The organism is Arthrobacter sp. efr-133-TYG-120 (assembly GCF_030209785.1).
Taxonomy (GTDB): domain Bacteria; phylum Actinomycetota; class Actinomycetes; order Actinomycetales; family Micrococcaceae; genus Arthrobacter.
In genome coordinates this window covers 1-17,361 of the sequence record NZ_JARVRI010000051.1, presented here as the reverse complement: position 1 = coordinate 17,361, position 17,361 = coordinate 1, and the positions used below count along the sequence as shown (strand labels likewise).

18 protein-coding genes are annotated in these 17,361 nt (G+C 59.3%); 6 read left to right on the top strand and 12 right to left on the bottom strand.

What is annotated here, in order from left to right:
* The 5 genes from QRN51_RS23100 to QRN51_RS23080 form a co-directional block, all read right to left on the bottom strand.
* A partial coding sequence (locus QRN51_RS23100) for a flavin monoamine oxidase family protein (protein ID WP_284992049.1) occupies positions 1 to 550 on the bottom strand: 550 nt, incomplete at its 3' end.
* Between the two features lie 312 nt (positions 551 to 862).
* Positions 863 to 1,573, bottom strand: a complete 711-nt coding sequence (locus QRN51_RS23095; protein WP_502870893.1) for a TetR/AcrR family transcriptional regulator C-terminal domain-containing protein — start codon at positions 1,571 to 1,573, stop codon at positions 863 to 865.
* A gap of 94 nt (positions 1,574 to 1,667) precedes the next feature.
* Entirely contained in the window at positions 1,668 to 2,483 is an 816-nt protein-coding gene (locus QRN51_RS23090) for an amino acid ABC transporter ATP-binding protein (RefSeq protein WP_284992052.1), read from the bottom strand.
* Positions 2,484 to 2,499: 16 nt separating this feature from the next.
* Positions 2,500 to 3,309, bottom strand: coding sequence for an amino acid ABC transporter permease (locus tag QRN51_RS23085; RefSeq protein WP_284992048.1), 810 nt, complete (start codon positions 3,307 to 3,309; stop codon positions 2,500 to 2,502).
* Between the two features lie 15 nt (positions 3,310 to 3,324).
* Positions 3,325 to 4,197 carry an ABC transporter substrate-binding protein gene (locus QRN51_RS23080; protein WP_284992047.1) on the bottom strand — a complete coding sequence of 291 codons (873 nt, stop codon included), beginning with the start codon at positions 4,195 to 4,197 and terminating at the stop codon, positions 3,325 to 3,327.
* Positions 4,198 to 4,311: 114 nt separating this feature from the next.
* On the opposite strand from QRN51_RS23080, the gene QRN51_RS23075 reads away from it, so the two are divergent.
* From QRN51_RS23075 to QRN51_RS23055, 5 genes are all read left to right on the top strand, one after another.
* Positions 4,312 to 5,064: a FadR/GntR family transcriptional regulator gene (locus QRN51_RS23075; protein WP_284992046.1), complete on the top strand. Its 753-nt coding sequence runs from the start codon at positions 4,312 to 4,314 to the stop codon at positions 5,062 to 5,064.
* Positions 5,061 to 6,620, top strand: a complete 1,560-nt coding sequence (locus tag QRN51_RS23070; protein WP_284992045.1) for a gamma-glutamyltransferase family protein — start codon at positions 5,061 to 5,063, stop codon at positions 6,618 to 6,620. Before QRN51_RS23075 ends, QRN51_RS23070 begins: the two co-directional genes overlap by 4 nt.
* Positions 6,621 to 6,634: 14 nt before the next feature.
* Positions 6,635 to 7,447, top strand: a complete 813-nt coding sequence (locus QRN51_RS23065; protein ID WP_284992044.1) for a sulfite exporter TauE/SafE family protein — start codon at positions 6,635 to 6,637, stop codon at positions 7,445 to 7,447.
* 99 nt (positions 7,448 to 7,546) lie between these two features.
* Entirely contained in the window at positions 7,547 to 7,744 is a 198-nt protein-coding gene (locus QRN51_RS23060; protein WP_284992043.1) for a hypothetical protein, read from the top strand.
* 983 nt (positions 7,745 to 8,727) lie between these two features.
* Positions 8,728 to 8,997, top strand: coding sequence for a hypothetical protein (locus QRN51_RS23055; protein WP_284992054.1), 270 nt, complete (start codon positions 8,728 to 8,730; stop codon positions 8,995 to 8,997).
* A 151-nt stretch (positions 8,998 to 9,148) separates the two neighbouring features.
* Here QRN51_RS23055 and QRN51_RS23050 read toward each other — a convergent pair whose 3' ends face one another.
* Together QRN51_RS23050 and QRN51_RS23045 are read right to left on the bottom strand one after the other, a co-directional pair.
* Positions 9,149 to 9,886: an SDR family oxidoreductase gene (locus QRN51_RS23050; RefSeq protein ID WP_284992042.1), complete on the bottom strand. Its 738-nt coding sequence runs from the start codon at positions 9,884 to 9,886 to the stop codon at positions 9,149 to 9,151.
* A gap of 151 nt (positions 9,887 to 10,037) precedes the next feature.
* Positions 10,038 to 12,974, bottom strand: coding sequence for an aminotransferase (locus QRN51_RS23045; protein WP_284992051.1), 2,937 nt, complete (start codon positions 12,972 to 12,974; stop codon positions 10,038 to 10,040).
* A gap of 171 nt (positions 12,975 to 13,145) precedes the next feature.
* On the opposite strand from QRN51_RS23045, the gene QRN51_RS23040 reads away from it, so the two are divergent.
* Positions 13,146 to 13,586, top strand: a complete 441-nt coding sequence (locus QRN51_RS23040; RefSeq protein ID WP_284992050.1) for an Lrp/AsnC family transcriptional regulator — start codon at positions 13,146 to 13,148, stop codon at positions 13,584 to 13,586.
* 274 nt (positions 13,587 to 13,860) lie between these two features.
* Here the strand turns inward: QRN51_RS23040 and QRN51_RS23035 are convergent, their stop codons facing one another.
* The 5 genes from QRN51_RS23035 to QRN51_RS23015 form a co-directional block, all read right to left on the bottom strand.
* A complete protein-coding gene (locus QRN51_RS23035) occupies positions 13,861 to 14,187 on the bottom strand; it encodes an immunity protein CdiI family protein (RefSeq protein WP_284992041.1) in 327 nt (108 codons plus the stop codon).
* 658 nt (positions 14,188 to 14,845) lie between these two features.
* Positions 14,846 to 16,033 carry a 4-hydroxybenzoate 3-monooxygenase gene (locus QRN51_RS23030; RefSeq protein WP_284992040.1) on the bottom strand — a complete coding sequence of 396 codons (1,188 nt, stop codon included), beginning with the start codon at positions 16,031 to 16,033 and terminating at the stop codon, positions 14,846 to 14,848.
* Positions 16,034 to 16,206: 173 nt separating this feature from the next.
* Positions 16,207 to 16,908: an IclR family transcriptional regulator gene (locus tag QRN51_RS23025; protein ID WP_284992039.1), complete on the bottom strand. Its 702-nt coding sequence runs from the start codon at positions 16,906 to 16,908 to the stop codon at positions 16,207 to 16,209.
* Positions 16,909 to 16,944: 36 nt separating this feature from the next.
* On the bottom strand, positions 16,945 to 17,085 hold the full coding sequence (locus QRN51_RS23020; RefSeq protein ID WP_284992038.1) for a hypothetical protein: 141 nt from the start codon (positions 17,083 to 17,085) through the stop codon (positions 16,945 to 16,947).
* 11 nt (positions 17,086 to 17,096) lie between these two features.
* On the bottom strand, positions 17,097 to 17,361 hold a 265-nt coding region (locus QRN51_RS23015), incomplete at its 5' end, for a hypothetical protein (RefSeq protein ID WP_284992037.1).

Below are 17,361 nucleotides of genomic sequence, written 5' to 3'. Positions count from 1 at the left end.
GCGCCGAGAAGGCGTGGGCGGGCTTGGTGAGCATGCCGCCGGCGATGAACAGGCCAATGTTGTTGCAGGCCTCCTCGTTGGCCGAGTGCTGCCGCAGCCAGTGGTGGAAGGAAATGGTGTCCAGTTCACGGGCCTTGGGGTGCGCCCAGGGTTCGGTGGCGCCGATTTCCGCGGCGAGGCCGTCCAGAATGCCGATCAGCTTGTCCATTTCGACGGCGGTGGCCGGGTCCACTGGGAAGGAATCGCCGGCGTACCGCACGGGGACCCCGTCGGCGCCGATGTAGACGGACTCGCCGTCGCGGTACCGGGAGTAGGTCTGCAGGCCCAGCTCATCAAGCAGCTCCAGGAGCACGGTCTGGTCCGGCGAGACCCACTGGCCGCCGATCTCCAGCATCGCTCCATCGATGGTGTCGGTCCAGGTGCGGCCGCCTACACGGTCGCGCGCCTCAAGAACGGCGACACTCAGGCCGGCCTTCTTCAGTTCGCGTGCCGCGGTCAATCCGGACGGCCCGGCTCCAACGACCACAACGTCGCGGTTCAGGTTCAACATAATGTCCTCCTCTGGGCCCACTAGGCTAAGTGAGCTAATAAATGAATGCCGTTCATAACACTGAAGAGATTTACTGGTCCTGCCAGATAAGTCGAGCAACTCGCGCCAGGCAAGCCTTTCGTGACATAGATTCAGCCATCCCATTTGGTTTGCTGGTAGGACCTGACGACGGACCTGCGGAGGTACCGCCGTCATAGATCCGGAAAACCGACGTAGTCGCCCGTCGCTCACAACCCCCCGCTCAGGAAGAACGCTAGAGCGGGCAACCCAGGCATGAAGATTCGGTGATTGCATTGCGCCTGCTGGATACCATCAGCAGAGAGACCGGGCCAGCGCGGCTATCAGCGCCTCGAGCCCCAGTTCGAAGGCAGTATCTGCAGGCCGCTCGTTTACCCGGCCGGCTTTCAGTGCTGCCCTGAAGTGCGGAGTCGAGTCAACCGTCGATCCTGCTTCAAAGATGTCATCGGGAGCTGTGACGTCGTATGCTGAGCCAAAAATGAAGGACTCAAAAGCTACAATCGACGACACGATGAGGTTCTGGGGGAAGCCCGCGGCTGCAAAGGCCCTTGTAACGGTTTCGTACATTTCAAGAGTCTGCGGCGCATTCGTCACAGGAAGGACAGCGATGACTGGGATCAGGGACGTATGCTGCGCGAAAACATCCCGATAGCTCCAGGCCCATATGCGCGCAGCTTCTTCCCAGGGCGCCCTTCCGAAAAGGGATACATCAACCATGGATATAAGGTGGTCCTCCGCCAGCTGTAGTACGTCTCGTTTGGCGGTCACGTGATTGTAGAGGGCCGAGGGTGCCACCTCGAGCTGTTTGGCCAGCCCGGCCATGGTGAGGCCGTCGTAGCCCTTCCTTCCGATAATTTCCAGTGCCGCCGAGGTGATGCGTGTTTTATCCAGTATCGCCGCGAACGGTCTGCCCGCTCGTCTTCTGGAGAGACCTTCACTTGCGGGCGGAGTCCTTGTACCGCAGGTTCTGCTGGCATGGATGGCATTTCCGTTAGGTCTATTCACGCCGGCTCTCTCCGTGCGCACCACCCTGGTCCCTATTCCACTACGAGCCGAGGCGGATGAGCGGATTTGAAACTCGAGGAGGCTGCGAAAGGCCTCACTGGAGCACTTTAGAAAGGAACTGACGTGTACGCTCGTGCTGCGGTGTAGTGAAAACCAGTTCTGGCTTGCCACTCTCGATGATGGTACCTGCGTCCATGACAACAACCCGATCTGCAACCTCACGCGTGAAGCCCATCTCATGGCTGACGATAATCATCGTCATACCAGCATCTGCGAGGTCCCGCATGACGGTGAGGACCTCGCCGACCATTTCCGGGTCCAAGGCGCTGGTCGGTTCGTCAAACAACATTAGAGCTGGGCGCATTGCCAACGCCCTGGCGATAGCGACGCGCTGCTGCTGACCGCCAGAAAGGGAGCGTGTCCTTGCATCCGCCTTGTCGGCGAGTCCGACACGATCAAGTAGCTCCCGCGCATGTTTAATGGCCTCGGGCTTGGGTTCATGCTTCACATCAACAACAGAGCGCCAGATGTTTTCCAGCACGCTCATGTGGGGGAAAAGGTTGAAGTGCTGGAAAACAAATCCGATGTCGGCCCGCTGTCTTGCAAGGTCGCGAGCGGAACGGTTCACTATCTTGCCACGCTGATTGAGGCGTTGCCCTATTAGGTCTCCGTTGACGCGGATTTCGCCAGAATCGATGGATTCCAGCCGGTTGATCGTTCGCAGCATGGTTGTTTTGCCAGCACCTGAGGGACCAACCATGACGACGACCTCCCCACGTGCGACCTCCAGGTTTACGTTCTTGAGAATGCTTTTGTCACCGAACGATTTGCACACGTCGCGGGCCTGCACAATGGCATCGGGCGGTGTGGAGAGGCGGTCGGGAGTTGCATTGGGGGCAGTGTATGGCATGGTCATTCTCACTCCGTTAGACGGCGTCGGCAGGCTGCAGGGCTGGGGTGGTAGTCGTTGTTTGCTGCTTGCGGCTCCTAATACCAAAGAGGCGCTTGTAAACAGGTTCCGCGGGCGGGAGGCCTGCCCTAACGTTCAAAGTGTTCTCGATCGCAGTTTGGATGAATGTCCAGACTGTAGTGAGAAGGAGGTAATAAAGGGCAACGACCATGTAAATCTCGAAGACTTTGAAGGTCGCAGCGCTCATGGTGCTGCCTACTTGGAACATCTCACTAACGCCGATAATCGACAAAATCGAGGTGCTCTTCATCAAACCGTTGAATGAGTTGCCCAAGGGGGGCACCATGATGCGGATCGCTTGGGGGACGATGATTCTGCGCATCGCATGCATGGGGGTCATGCCCAGGGAGAGGGCAGCCTCGTTTTGCCCGCGGTCCACCGATTCGAGGCCAGATCGAACGATTTCCGAGATGTAGGCACTTTCGTTGAGCATCAGGCCAACGATCGCGGCTTGGACCGCTCCCTTTATGAGTGCCCCGAATATATCGGTATCTTCAAATCGGAATAGGCCAGCGGCCGCAAACCCGGTGTAGATGATAACGAGCTGGACCAGCAGCGGCGTGCCGCGGATCACCCAAATATAGAGGCTCGCGAAGAGTTGAAATGGGAGCAATTTGCTCCGCCCCATAAGACCAACGATCAGACCCAGGACAAGAGCGAGAGACATAGCGATCACTGAGATGATGATTGTGAGCGCGAGCCCCCTGAGGAACTGAGGGCTGGGAGTAAGGAGACTTTCCCAAAAGTAGGACCAGTCGAAGTTCATGTGATTTCTCCAGAATTATTGAGCTTTAGTAATGTCCTGCGCCTCAAGTCCCCATTCACTGAGGACTTCGGCGTAGCGACCGCTTTCGACGACCTTGTCAAAAGCGGTTTTGAGAGCTTCATGCAGTTCGACGTTCTCTTTCAGAGTGGCCGCTCCGATGTTGATCTGCCCGACCGGTTCCCCGACGACGACGAATTTGCCCCCGGACTGCTTCTCGTAGTAGCCCATCAACTCGGCCGTGTCCATGAAAGCATCTGCCTGTCCGGCAATGATTTGCTGCAGCGCATCTGCGCTTCGGTCCAGAAGAGTAATCTCCGTCGGTTCCAGCCCCGCAGCTGCACATTCCGCGGACATCTCCTCCACGAGTCCCGCGCCGGTAGCGCCGGTGATGGCAACAGCCCTGACACCGCAGAGTGAGTGATCGTATCCGGTCACGTTCGCACGGTTCTCTTTGGAGACTGCGACACCGGATCCCGACCTCAAGTACGGAACGAAATCAGCAATCTTTTCTCGCTCCGGTTTGATATACAACGAGGAGATGATCGCATCACACTGCTTTGCTTGCAGCGCTGGGATCAGGCCGGAGAAGGAATATTCAGGAAAAGCAATCTTCAGCCCCATCTCCTTGGCAATGCTTTTAGCGATGTCTACCTCAGCGCCAACCGGTGTCCCGTCCGCTTCCGCAAAAATATTTGGGGGCGTACTGAAATTCGCACAGGATGTCAGAACGCCTTCCTTAACCAAGGGCAGATCAGAGCTGCTGGTCCCTTGTGTCCCTGACGCGCCAGAAGCGCCGGGCTGCCCGCCACCGCAGGCGGCGAGCGATAGAGCGATGAAAGCAACGCCTACGGATGCAAGGTGGTGCCGGGCTGGAATCCTACGGTTCATGATTTTCCTCACGTTTAGATGTTTCTAAAACTTTGACAGTTGGTAGGACCAACTGTCAAGCTTAGGAATCTGATGTAGGCGGGAGATCCCGGCCTACCCCTGGGAGGAGTGCATATGGATTGGTCGTCACTGACTCGGAGCTCGGCGCCGCTATCGGTTCCTGACCGCCTGGCGGTGGATCTGGAAAGGCTCATCTTGGAAGGGGAGCTGAAGGAGGGCGATCGTCTGCCGGCGGAGAAGGAGCTCAGCGAACTTTTCGGGGTTTCTCGCGTGTCGATCCGCCAAGCGCTTCATGAGCTGGAATCACGGGGGCTCATTGCCCGAAAACCGGGGCGGGGGACCACTGTCCTCCCGCTTGCCTCCAGAGGTGGCCAGGCTGGTATGACACTTAACGCACTACTTACCGCGTCGGCCAACGGCGCGACCGAACTGGCTCGGATTATGGAGCTGCGTGCCATTATCGAACCGCCGATTGCGGCTCTTGCCGCAGAACGCTTAACGAGCCGGGACGCTGAACAACTTCGCACTCTTGTCGAAGAGATGGAGCGAGAGGTGGATCTCGAGAGGTATGCCGATCTTGATCGGCAATTCCATCAGGCCATCTCCCAGTACACGCATAACCCGTTGTTGGCTCAGCTCACCGATCTGATCTCCAAGGAGATAGCGCCTAGCAGGCGCCGAGCGGTGCAAAGTGCTGAACGAAGGAACGCTTCCAGTGCTGATCACCGGCGAATTTTCGAAGCTTTAGCTGAGCATGATGTTGCCCGGGCTGAGGCAGAGGCCCGGGCACACGTTGACTCGGTTCTGCGTGAGGCGTTGAAGGTGGTTTCCTCAAACTGGACCCACAAAGTGGAGGAGCGGGCATGAACGGCGAATACAAATCAAAGCAGACCGCAGTAGGCGGTGCGGTAGCTACTTCCCACTACCGGGCGACAGAAGCAGGGGCTGAGGCTCTGCGGATGGGAGGCAACGCGGTCGATGCCGCGATCGCTGCTGCGGCCGTCCTCTGCGTGGTGTACCCAAACAATGTTGCCCTTGGGGGAGACTTGGTCGCCCTCGTTCGTGATCCTTCAGGCGCAGTTACCTTTGTCAACGCAACTGGAAAGGCCCCCAAAAAATTAGGGCTGGAAACCCTTCGACAGCGGCACGGCAATGCACTGCCTAACCGTGGCATTGACACCGTCACAATACCTGGCGGTGTCCGGGGCTGGGCTGCGCTTGCTAACCAGGGAGCCAAACTTGGGTGGGAAGATCTGCTTTCACCGGCCCACCTATGCGCGCTGGACGGCATCCCAGTCTCACGATCAGTGGGGCGAGCGATTCAACTCGATCACGAAGCGCTACAAGCCGACGCCGGTTGTCGCGAGATCTTTCTCCCCGGCGGTTCTCCCCTGATGGAGGGCGACTTGCTGCGTCAACCAGCACTTGCTGCAACCTTCGAACAGCTAATGGCACAGGGGCCCGACGCCTTCTATACGGGCGCGATAGCCCACCAGTGGGTAAAGGGGCTGCGGCTGCTTGGAAGTGCGATATCCGAGGATGAAGTGGCGGAATATTCGCCCACTACCGAATCTGCAATCACAGCGAAAATAGCTGGTTTTGAAGTTTTGACAAGTCCTCCCAATACTCAAGGTTTTTCACTTTTGCGCACGCTTAACGCCCTGCAAAACCAAGGTATCAACGACCCTCTGGAAGCGGATGCCGGCAGGCTTGCCGAAATTTTCGCTGCCAACAACGTCGTGCGGTCCCGCTGGCTTGCTGATCCAGACGTTGGTCCATTCAGCGCAGACGATCTTATTTCCATGGCAGCTGAGGGAAGCGAAAGCGACGCAAGGGCCGCTAGCGGAGATACCGTCGGATTAGTGGCCGTCAGTGACGATGGCTGGTCAGTTTCGCTTGTGCAATCCGTGTACTGGGCCTTCGGATCTGCCCTACTTGAACCGTCAACTGGAGTCCTCTTCCAAAACCGCGGAACCTCCTTCTCGCTGGATGCAAGCCACCCTGCAGCCTTTGCTCCTGGAGCCCGGCCTCCACACACCCTGATGCCTGTGCTCGTGCTTCGCGACGGAGAACTCGCCTACGCCTTGGCAACGATGGGAGGTCAAGCCCAAGCGCAGATCCACGCGCAACTGCTCTTGCGATTGTTAACAGGGGCATCGGCGATAGAAGCGACGAGCGCGCCTCGTTGGGTCGTTGGTGCGCAAGACGATGGTGACACTCCGGCAACGTTGACAGTCGAAGTTGATGTGTCCGCTAAGGCGCTCGGCTCACTCAGGAGTAGCTCGGGTGAACTCAAGCTGGTTCAACCACGAGACGAACGCCTCGGTCACTCCAACGTTATTCGCATTCTTGGTTCAAATTTCGACGCTGCAAGTGACCCTCGATCTGACGGCTCGGCGATCGTCGTCGAAGCCGGAAGCTGACCGGACCGTACCCCATGACACGAACAAGTGAACTACCACCAATAACACCTGCCAGGCCAGCCCCATCCCCCCTCGTCCTCATCCTTCTTGGGATCGTCACAGGCTACCTCTCAGGTCTCTTTGGGGTGGGAGGTGGTGTGGTGGTAGTTCCTGCGCTACTACTTCTGGGAGTAGATCAGCGCATCGCAGTCGGAAGCTCAGTTGCTGCGATCCTGCCTACCTCTATCGTTGGTGCTGCCGGCTACGCCATATCCGGCAACGTCGACTGGCTCGCCGGACTCATGCTCGCCCTCGGAATTATCGCGGGAGCGCAGCTCGGTTCCTATTTACTGGCCAGGCTGCCGAAGGATCTACTGTTCTGGTTATTCCTTGTATTCATGACAGCGGTTGTGGTGAGTCTGTGGAGTGTAATACCGCAACGAGACGACGCCATCTCACTGACGCCAATCTCCGCAATTGCACTCATTCTCACTGGCATCGTCACCGGCATTTTTTCTGCTCTCCTCGGCGTAGGAGGAGGAATCATTATCGTGCCGATTCTCATCTTCTTCTTCGGCGCGAGCGACCTCATCGCGAAGGGGACGTCACTTTTGATGATGGTCCCGGGCTCGATCTCTGCCACCATCGGTAACACACGCCGTCGGAACTTCAACCTGCGGATCGCGGCGTTCGTCGGCATTAGCGCCTGCACCGCATCCCCGCTCGGACTGGTGACGGCACACGCGATATCCCCATTCTGGTCCAACGCGGCCTTCTCTGTTCTGATGGCTGGAGTTGCAATCCAGCTTCTCGTCAAGCGCCTTCGTACGCGTTGGAAGAGGAGTTGAACAATTGGGTATCCAGCGAATCATTATAGGAGAGAGCATCTACGGCGTCGCCGGGGCACGAGCGGTAGCCGTGGAAAACGGCCATAGTTGACCTACTCGATGATGCCGGGATCCGAGCCCGCAGAGCACCACGAGAACGTGAAGGCCGAGATCCTCTTCGCCGCGCAGACCCAAGGAACTACCGATTCCATGAAGGGATTCGCGGACCAGTGCCTGGCCGAATACGACCTCGACGGTTTCACCGTACCGGACCTCATCAGCAACGACGACGTCAGCCTCTTCCTCAAACGCCACTAACCCAGTACACGGACCATGGCCCGGTCCATCCCGGAGGGATGTTCATTCGGGCCAGAGAAAGGGGGAGACCGCCTGTTGGCAGTCTCCCCCCGTTTTCTGTGAGCTGTCCCTCCACGAGAAAAGAAGAACGATTATGGCGAACGTAACATCAATGCTTACTGTCAAAGTCCAGGACCCAGCTTCACGAGACCTACAACTGGAGCGGGCCTCTTCACTACTCCGCGAGAAAGCCATTGGTTGCGGCATTCTTGTAACGAGGGTCGACTTCACAACATTCACGCTCGTCCTCAGCCCCGAGGTCGCGTTCGGCACCACCCGGGAAATCGATTTGCTGCGAGGGAAATCCTGATGCCACGGGGTCATTGAAAGGCCAGTTTGTGACGCACTTGGTACATCACGGGAGCCGGTCATGGTGAGAGTCATGGGATGCAAGTGTTCCACCATTCCGCCTGCAAGCCAGCTCCTGCCGGCCTGCCTCCTGGGGCTCAGTCCGCGTGGACGACTCTTATACGGATAGGGGAGTCAGCCTGCGCAGGCCAGCCGACCACTTCCAGATATTGCATCGGATGAAAAAAATCGCGCAATCAATGCAGAACCGCCATAGCCGAGACCGCAAGCCAGGGCGCGCCGCGGACGGTCAAAGGGCTGTCGTGAACCCCGGCAGCACGTCAGCTCCTCAGCTGCGGCCCTTGCCGATCCGGGTGAGGTTCCACTCGGTGACCCATTTTGCGGATGTCGGGCTTCGAGGGCCTGGACGCTGCGGTTATCACTGCGACGCAGCAGATCCTCGGTGACGAAGCCAATAACCGCTAGATTCTATTCGGAACAGTCTTCCGATGTACTGAGATCCCCTCCGCTGGGACCAAGGCGCCTGCCCGGAGCGGCGCCATCCGTGCAGGTCGGTAGGATGGGTGTCCAGACTTTGGAATCTTGTAGCGGGCTAGCCGGCCGGCCAGGTGTGTCCGGACGTCGTCCTCGGTCAGTTGCGCGCCATCGCGAAGCAGAATAACCGCCTGGGTGCTCTTGTCCGCATCCATGCCGAGAGGTGTCCGTTTTCCAAGCCCGTCGCCGCTGTTTCTGCGTCGTGGGAGACCGCCAAACCCGTAAGCCCCGCAGTGCAGCATTCTTTGGGCAAGCTCAAAGTGGAACTGCTCAATCGAGGACTGTTGCCCTTCCTCTCCGACAACCGCGTGAACGTGCGCCCCGCCGTCATGACCCCCGAAGAAGTTCGCCAGGCACTGGCGATTAGCTGACGGCGCACCGTCGTCAGCTAACGACCTGAGAAGAGGAGAGGGGAAACCCGCTTTCTGGAGGAGGAAGCGGGTCGGCCCTAGACCCGCATTGGTCAGTATTCCTGAATCGGCTGTGTTCCGTGGCTTGCATCATGCCATCTCTCAATTGGATCTAGTGATTGAGCCTTTCTTCGGCGATGGAATTTCCGCCGTCGATGATGATGACCTGCCCGGTGATGTAAGAGGCACTCGGTGAAGCCAAAAATGCAATAGTGGCCGCTACTTCGTCCGGGTAGCCCGCGCGTCCCAGCGGAGTAGCTGCACCCATGATTAGCTCGTGCTCCGTGGAGGAAGCGGTCGCGATCCATCCTGGGGCAACAGCATTGACCGTCACTCCGGAGCCGGCCACTTCCAGTGCAGTAGCTCGGGTGAAGCCGGCTACGGCGGCCTTGGCCGCGTGATAGCCGGCGTCATGACGGAATGCCATGACTGTCCCCGAGAGCGAGGACATGTTCACGACCCGCCCGTAGCCGGCCTCGAGCATAGGCGCCAGCGCCGCGCGGGTCATATAAAACGTCGTGTCCAGATTGCGCGCGATAGATCGGCGCCACTGGGCATCCGTCGTTCCTGCCACGGGGGAACTCGCGGATTCCTCTCCCACCGCAGCCATGCCCGCGTTGTTGACCAGCACGTCCAGCCTGCCAAATACGTCGATCGCGTGTGCCACCAGACCTTTGGCCTGATTCGGGTCGGTCAGGTCCGCGGTTACCGACACAGTGTGGATTCCATGGGAGTTCAGCTCCTGGGCTCGCCGCTGAATCCTGTCGCTGGTGGCGGTAATGAGGAGTCGGTGCGTTGCGCCCAGATGGCGGGGCGCACGCCATACCGATTCCGCTCTGGCTGCCGGCACCCGTAATCAATGCAACCGGCATCGTGTTATCGGCCGGGGCGTGGTGGGGCACAGGGATCCTTCCCTGGGTGAGGGTGAGGGTGAGGGTGAGGGTAAGGGTGATGGGCCATGGGCCGAACTCCGTGTTGGGGAGCGGCCGGAACCAGCAAGATCACCAACCCTCCGTGAGTACTTTGTCCAGCATTCGCAGGAAGAATCGGGCACTCTCAGCAGTGAAGCACAGCGGCGGCTTGATTTTGAGAATATTCTGACGATCCCCGGTGGGCAGCACGATGATTCCAAGTTCGAGCATCCTGTCGCAGATCGCGCGAGTTTCTTCCGCGGCCGGCACCAAGGTGACACGGTCCCGTACGAATTCAAGCCCTTGATACAAGCCTTTGCCATGGGCATTTCCGATGATGTCGTGCTTGGTCATGAGTTCACTAAAACCGTCAGTGAGAATCTGCCCGACTGCAGCCGCGTTGGCCTGCAGGTTGTCGGATTCGATAACGTCCAGGACTGTCAGACCGATGCGGCTGCTCAGCGTGCTACCGCCGGATGAGGAGAAAAAGTCACCTTGGGCTGCCAGGGCATCGGCTATCTCGCGGCGAGTAATGACGGCCCCAAGAGGATGACCATTGCCCATGGCTTTTGCCATCGTAATGATGTCCGGTTCGGCGCCGTGCTCTTCGAAACCCCAGAAATGGGAGCCCAGCCGCCCGTAACCAACCTGGACTTCATCAGCGATGCATACGCCGCCGTGGTCCCGGATAGTGGCGTACATGGCGTTCAGGTAGCCACGTGGAGTTCCAATAGCTCCTGCATTGCCGTTGCGTGGCTCGGCGATGAAGGCGCCGATGGGTTTGCCGGATCGTTCAAGCTGGTGCAGCAGCCGTGCCGCATCCTCTGCATATCGTGCCCCTGCACCTTCACCGCGGTGAGTACCACGATAGTCGTTGGGGGCATCCACCACATGGACCCAAGCCGGCCGACTCTGCGCTGCTTGGGGATTATCCGAGGTCGAGGTGGAAACAGCATCGGCTGCCAGCGACCAACCATGGTAGGACTCTTCACAGCAAAGTACGTCCTCGCGCTTGGTAAAAGCCTTGGACAGGCGAAGTGCCAGGTCCACGGCCTCTGTGCCGCTGTTGACCAGGAAGACGGTGTCCAGGTTCGTGGGGACCTTGGCCAACAATCTCTCTGAGAACTCGGCCACAGCGTTGTAATTAAACCGCGAATTAGTATTCAGCCTGCTCCACTGTCGGTAGGCCGCTGAGGCAATTGCCGGGTTTCCGTGGCCTAGGACTGAGACATTGTTGACCATGTCCAAGTAGTGGCGGCCGTTCGTGTCTATGAGATGTTCTTTCCATCCTCTCTCAATCCGAGGCGGCGTGTTGTAGTAGTACCCCTGCAAGGGGTTGTAGGCATCTCGACGGCGCTCCAACACCGACTGGGCGGCGTCACCCGTCTTGGACATTTCGGACGCCGAGACTACCGGAGTTCCAACGAGCAGCTGTGCCGGATCCTTGTACAGGGTCGTGTAGCCACAGAATTCAGAAGCCCTGACGAAATGGGGAGGATACAAGTTGGCGTTATCCCGCCCGCCGTGGGTGCGCCAGACCGTTGTTCCCGTGCTGTCAATGAGACCCAGCAAATCTCCTGCGTTTACAGTTGTTGCCCTGCCTGGGGAATACGCGACCTCCACTAGTCCCTGGAGGATGATTGTGTCCTTGAGGCCGCTCAGTGTCAGGACTGCAGTTTGAGGGTCGAGGGTTGCTGAACCTGCGAAGGGGGCGTAGATGCCCTGTCGGTTCCGTGCATGGACCTCGACGGCAAGAGCGACGTTGGCTGCTTCAAATTCGCTGTGGGAAGTTGCCAGAGTCAGCCGGGCTTCACCGTATCGGGTCAGTACAACTTTGGCGTCCAAGAGATGCCGGTCCAGGATGTACCGTTCCTGCCTTGGCCCCTCCAACCAGGAGCCTTCACTGAACGAGTCGCTGTCCCAGCCTAGATTTACTGTCACGGCTTGAGTGCGCAGCATGGGTTGCACCCTCTGAGGGGACTGTTCGGCTGAAGTCTTGGGTTTACCGACGGCTGACCTGATACAGGCTTCGGCGACATCCCAGTCGAAGCTTGCCGGAACGTTGAAGCACTCCCATTCCCGATCGATGGCCGAGGAAGCGTATCCGTTCTCTGGATCGATGACGATTTGCTGTTCACCGCTGACCGCAAGCACCGCTCCGCGAAGAACGATCAGAGGCCACAAGGCTGTAATCTCAGCTTCGGTCAGAGGAACTATGTCGTTGAAAGCCTCGATTAGCGGAAGAAGAGCCAGCGGTTCCCCAGACGCATGGTTGAACACCGACGCACAAGCTACCGCGAGCTCGCTGACGCGCCAACTGTACATCGTGTCGCCGAAATCGATGATACCCACGATCCGCGGGAGGCCTGATTCATCTATGCAGAAAACAACATTGTCGTCGGTAATGTCACCGTGGATTGCTTGAACAGGCAACTCGTCTCTGAGCGGCCGGAGTCGTTTCGTCAGGCGGGACAAGGCGCTCTCAAGCAGGTCGCGCTTATGAGGATCCCGCACAAAGTACAGCAAGTCGGCAACTACTTCTTCGCCTACTCTCAGGTCCCATTGGAGGGCCCGATCTAGCCCTGGGTGCTCCAAGCCGGCGAGAACAGTAGAGGCCTCTGCGAGTGTTCTTCCCAAAGCGCCCAGGACCGTGGGGGATAGGTACTGCCTGTCAATGAGCGGCGTGCCGTCAACGAAGGTGAGGAGTCGAACGCAGTGGTCCCTGCCTGCTATTGAGGTCGTGTGGACTGGAAACCCTGCAGGTGAGGACGTCGGGACCGGTGCATTGAGACCAGCGGCGACCACCCTTTCCATCGCTGCGTTCTGGGCCGCAATTTCATCAAATGAAAACGCCGGGTTGCTGACCTTCAACAACCATCGCTGACGGTCATCGGACACCAGGAAGTTGCGGTCTTGCTGACTACCCAGTTCTTTGATGGACGTGACATCCACATCGAAGAGGTCCCGCGCCAGATCAGACGCTTCCTGCAGGGAAACATCGGGGCGGGGAAGGCCTTCTTGATCAATAACTGAAGCAGATATAGTTACTCACTCGGGGTTATGGATGATGAAAAATCACTCGGGATCTAATTAATGTAATGAATCATCATTCTATATGATGGTTCTATGGACGATCAAGAGATTGCTACAGAGTCACTACCCGCTGCTGCTTCAGCCCAGAACCAAGGACTAGAGCATGTGGACGCTGTGGACCGAGTGTTGATCACTCACCTGCAGAAGGATGGCCGCATGCCGTACTCGGATCTGGCATCCGCGGCAGGGCTGTCTGCAGGGGGTGCCCGCCTGAGGGTCAGACGGCTAAAAGAACGTGGAATTTTGGACGTGGTGGGCGTTACCGACCCCCTAAAGCTGGGGTACCGGAGCATGGCAATGCTCGGCATACGCGTACAGGGTGACGTCGAGGAAGTCGCCGACACTCTGGGGGGGATGGAGGAAGTTATCTATGTGGTCCTCGCTGCGGGTTCCATCGACATTCTCGCTGAAGTCATCGCTCCCGATATCGAAGGCCTCTTCGATGTCATAAACCGAAGGATTCGCTTCGTCTCCGGCATAGCCTCTGTCGAGACCTACACCTACTACCGGACCCACACCCACAGGTTCAGTTGGGGCGTTCACTAGCCGCTCCGCACTACTGCTGCCAGCCCAGCTCCTGGTCCGATGAATGGTTCTCGGAAATCCAATAAAGGCAGATCGACCTGCGGAAACGCCGTATTCGTCGTGGGATTCATGATTGAGTCGCGTCATCTGGAGTTGATCCGCTACGGCTGAGAACTATGGGTTCCCTGTATCTAATGCATGATTCCATGATTTGAGGGTCGTAGTGAGGCAGGCCATTCCGGGATCTGTCTCACGGATCCGGACGTTGGCCTGTTCAGGGCCGACGAACGGGCGTTCACGGCCATGCTGGATGGCTGTCGCGCGCAGTAAAGCCTCTAGAGAGAATTCGGCGCTTCGCCCCACCAGAGCTCGTCACTACCAGATCGAAGTCGTCGCCCAAGTCAGTGCGCAGCTGCCGCAGCAGACCGACTCCCTCGGCGAGCCACTCAGCATCGCCGGGACCGTTGAGCGGAATCCTGTCCTCTTCATACTGCGAGTTCCATGACCTGACCTGCTCAACAAGTTCCGACGAAATGCCCAACGATTTCAGATCGACGGGCTGTCCCTTGTCGCTCCATAACGGTCCGGGGCCATAGTAAGGCCAGAACTTCAGTCGCTTCATGATTCGAAAATCTCCCGATAACGAGCCCGTGACAGGCCAGGGAGGCATGGGCATGCGAAGCGGTTTGTCCCAACGACTCCCGGCTCATGAATACCCGCGCATGCCAGTTTAACTACGGGAGTGGCAGTGGATGCAAGAACTCCCGTTTCGCTAAAAGCCTGACGTTTCCGCAGCTCAGAAGCGCTGACTAAACTACTTGCGATTTCGGCGCGTCACCTTGGATTTGGCCCCCAGCGACTGAAATTTAGAGCCTTCCTGCATTTACTGCATTTTCCACGCATTGGAGGTTGCATGAATGGTGGTGTTCCGGGATTCCTTCCACGATGCTCAGCGATCCAGGCTTCGGCCTGTTCTGGGCCGTCGAAAGGACGTTCGCGGCCATCTGGATGGCTGGCGCGTGCAAATGCCTGCCCCTCCGGACTCACACTGCGGCGAGAACGGCGTGTAGCCGCGGTGAGGCCTTGCGGATTTATCTTGCGGCCGTGGGGTCGGCCAATAAACAAAAGATTTTCAATGGCCTCTGTGATGCGTCGGGCGCGCGAACTCGCGGGCGTCCCCTTTCCCTATGCTTCAGCCGGATCCTCACCTGAGGACATCCAAGCCCACCTGGAATTACGCTCGGGAGTCATCGTTCTCCTGGTCCACATTAAGCGCACGTCTATCCGGCTGCAGGCCAGCCGGTGTAGGCCTCTGCCAGGTAGGCGCGGCCGTGCCGGGAGGAGACCACGGAGTGCAGTTCGCCAAGTTGGCGGGCGCGGTCGAAGTCGTCGGCGCCGGGCAGGGTATGCAGCATGGACGTCATCCAGTAGGAGAAGTGCTGGGCTTTCCACACCCGTTCCAGGGCGCGGTCGCTGTAGGAGTGGAGCATCACGGTGGAGCCGGTGGAGTAGAACGAGTCGAGTCCTTCGAAGAGAACCTTGACGTCGTGGACGGCGAGGTTCAGGCCCTTGGCGCCGGTGGGCGGGACGGTGTGGGCGGCGTCGCCGGCCAGGAAGAGGTTGCCGTGGCGCATGGGCGTGTGCACGAAGCTACGGAACGGCAGGACCATCTTTTCGAGGACCGGGCCTTCCTTGAGTTCGAACCCGTTGCCGTTCACGCGCTTGCGGAATTCGGACCAGATGCGCTCGTCATCCCATTCGGCCACGTTTTCCTTGGGGTCGCACTGGAAGTACATCCGCTGGACCTTCTCGGTGCGCTGGCTGATCAGGGCGAAGCCATGCTCGGAGTTGGCGTAGATCAGCTCATCGGCGCTGCGCGGCGCCTCGGCCAGGATGCCGAACCAGGCGAACGGGTACTCGTGGAAATACTGGGTCCGTGAGGCTTCCGGCACCTGGCGGCGGCAGTAGCTGCGGGAACCGTCGGCGCCCACAATGAAGTCCGCCTGGATCTCGAATTCCTGGCCGTCGGCATCGGTGAACCGGACCTTGGGCCTGCCTTCGAGGTCCTGAACCGTGGTGTCCGTGACGCTATAACGGACGTCGCCGCCGTCGGCCTCCCGCCGTGCGGCGAGGTCCGCGAACACGTCCGTCTGCGGGTAGAGCCAGACGGACTCGCCCACGAGGTCCTTGAAGTCGATCCGGTGGCTCTCACCGTGGAAGCGCAGCTCGATGCCGTCATGGCGGTCGCCTTCGCGCAGCACCCGGTCCGAAACGCCGGAGTCCACCAGTAGGTTCACGGTGCCGTGTTCCAGGATGCCTGCCCGGACGGTTTCCTGGATTTCCTGGCGGCTGCGGATCTCCACCACCACCGATTCGATGCCCTGCGTGGCCAGCAGGTGGGAGAGCATAAGACCGGCAGGGCCTGCGCCCATGATGGCCACCTGAGTGGTGATGGTGGTGCGTGCCAAGGTGTTCCTCGCTTCGTTGCGGGCCCGCGGCATCGGCGCCGCGGGTGCGGTGGACTTCTGCCACCAGTGTCACCCGCGCCGAACCACCGGCGTCACAGGAATCCCGTTGAATGGAAGAAGGTTCAGTCGTTCTGCGTTGCGCCGAGGTGGCGCCCAATCCCCCGCGCCGCCGTCTAGAGCGCGGGCACCAGGGCCTGAAGCCGCATCTCCGCCAAGGGAACCACGACACCAAGTGCCGCCACAGTCCGGCGCTTGCCGTCCATGACCGGCACCGCGATGCCCCAGGTATCGGGGTCCACGACGCCGGCGAGCTGCGCATACCCCTGCTGGGCGGCTTCAGCAAGCAGTTGGCGTACGACGTCGACGCTCACCTTGCCGCCGGGATCGCTGAACTGCCCGAGATACGCTGCCTGTAGTTCCCGCGGCTGGGTCGCCATCAGCGCGAGACCGGCGGAAGAGATGTGGACCGGCATACGACCGGCGATGCGGGCCCGGTTGGCCACGGATCCGCGCCGCGACAGTCGTTCCACAAACAAAGCCTCCCAACCGTCCAGCACGGCCAGGTTCACGTTCTGGTTCAGGACCTGCTGGATATCCTCCATAAACGGCACGGCCGCCTGGCGGAGCGCCAGCGTGGGCGCATTCCGGTTGACGAGTTCCCACAGCCGCATGCCCAACCGGACGGTTCCGCCGGCACCAAGGTCCAGGAATCCGCGGTCCGCGAGCTGCCGGACCAACCGGTGCGCACTGCTCAGGGGCAGTTCCGCCCGCTCCGCGAGTTCAGACAACTGCAGGCTGGTGACACCCTGCGGGAAGGCGGCCATGACCCGGACCACACGGTCCACCACGGAATCACCGGATGCTGAATTGGCCATGAATCGGCTCCTTGTGATGTCGACGCGGGCTTCCATTCAATGGTATCGCTCGTGCCGGAACTCCTCCGCCGACCCGTAGACCAGTTCCGCAGGCTTCTGCTCCTCCGCCGGGGTGTCAGCAGGTCCGTCCGTACCGGCGGCTGTGGCTTCACGGAAGCGTCCGATGTTGATCGTCATGCCAGCATCTCCTACCCGGTCACCCAGGGATTGGCGGCAGGGGCCGCACTTATCGGGACTGCTTCGTAGCCCGGCCGTGGACCGTACTTCTTGATGGATGCCTCCACGGCGTCCTTGTGCGGTCCTGTATACCAGGGCATCGTGCGGACCTGAAATGTCTGTACCTGGTCACAAGATCTCTTGATCCCACCCGGGGGCGGTCGGGCACGCTGGGTGATGATGTGGTTGAGTCGGCCCACAGCGCGGTGCCGGTGTTGCCACCGGTCCGTTTCTGTG

Coding starts and splice junctions, on each gene's coding strand:
- QRN51_RS23025 (WP_284992039.1), bottom strand. CDS start 16,908: ATGGCCAATTCAGCATCCGGTGATTCCGTGGTGGACCGTGTGGTCCGG.
- QRN51_RS23035 (WP_284992041.1), bottom strand. CDS start 14,187: ATGAAGCGACTGAAGTTCTGGCCTTACTATGGCCCCGGACCGTTATGG.
- QRN51_RS23085 (WP_284992048.1), bottom strand. CDS start 3,309: ATGAACTTCGACTGGTCCTACTTTTGGGAAAGTCTCCTTACTCCCAGC.
- QRN51_RS23060 (WP_284992043.1), top strand. CDS start 7,547: ATGATGCCGGGATCCGAGCCCGCAGAGCACCACGAGAACGTGAAGGCC.
- QRN51_RS23090 (WP_284992052.1), bottom strand. CDS start 2,483: ATGCCATACACTGCCCCCAATGCAACTCCCGACCGCCTCTCCACACCG.
- QRN51_RS23065 (WP_284992044.1), top strand. CDS start 6,635: ATGACACGAACAAGTGAACTACCACCAATAACACCTGCCAGGCCAGCC.
- QRN51_RS23075 (WP_284992046.1), top strand. CDS start 4,312: ATGGATTGGTCGTCACTGACTCGGAGCTCGGCGCCGCTATCGGTTCCT.
- QRN51_RS23070 (WP_284992045.1), top strand. CDS start 5,061: ATGAACGGCGAATACAAATCAAAGCAGACCGCAGTAGGCGGTGCGGTA.
- QRN51_RS23020 (WP_284992038.1), bottom strand. CDS start 17,085: ATGACGATCAACATCGGACGCTTCCGTGAAGCCACAGCCGCCGGTACG.
- QRN51_RS23080 (WP_284992047.1), bottom strand. CDS start 4,197: ATGAACCGTAGGATTCCAGCCCGGCACCACCTTGCATCCGTAGGCGTT.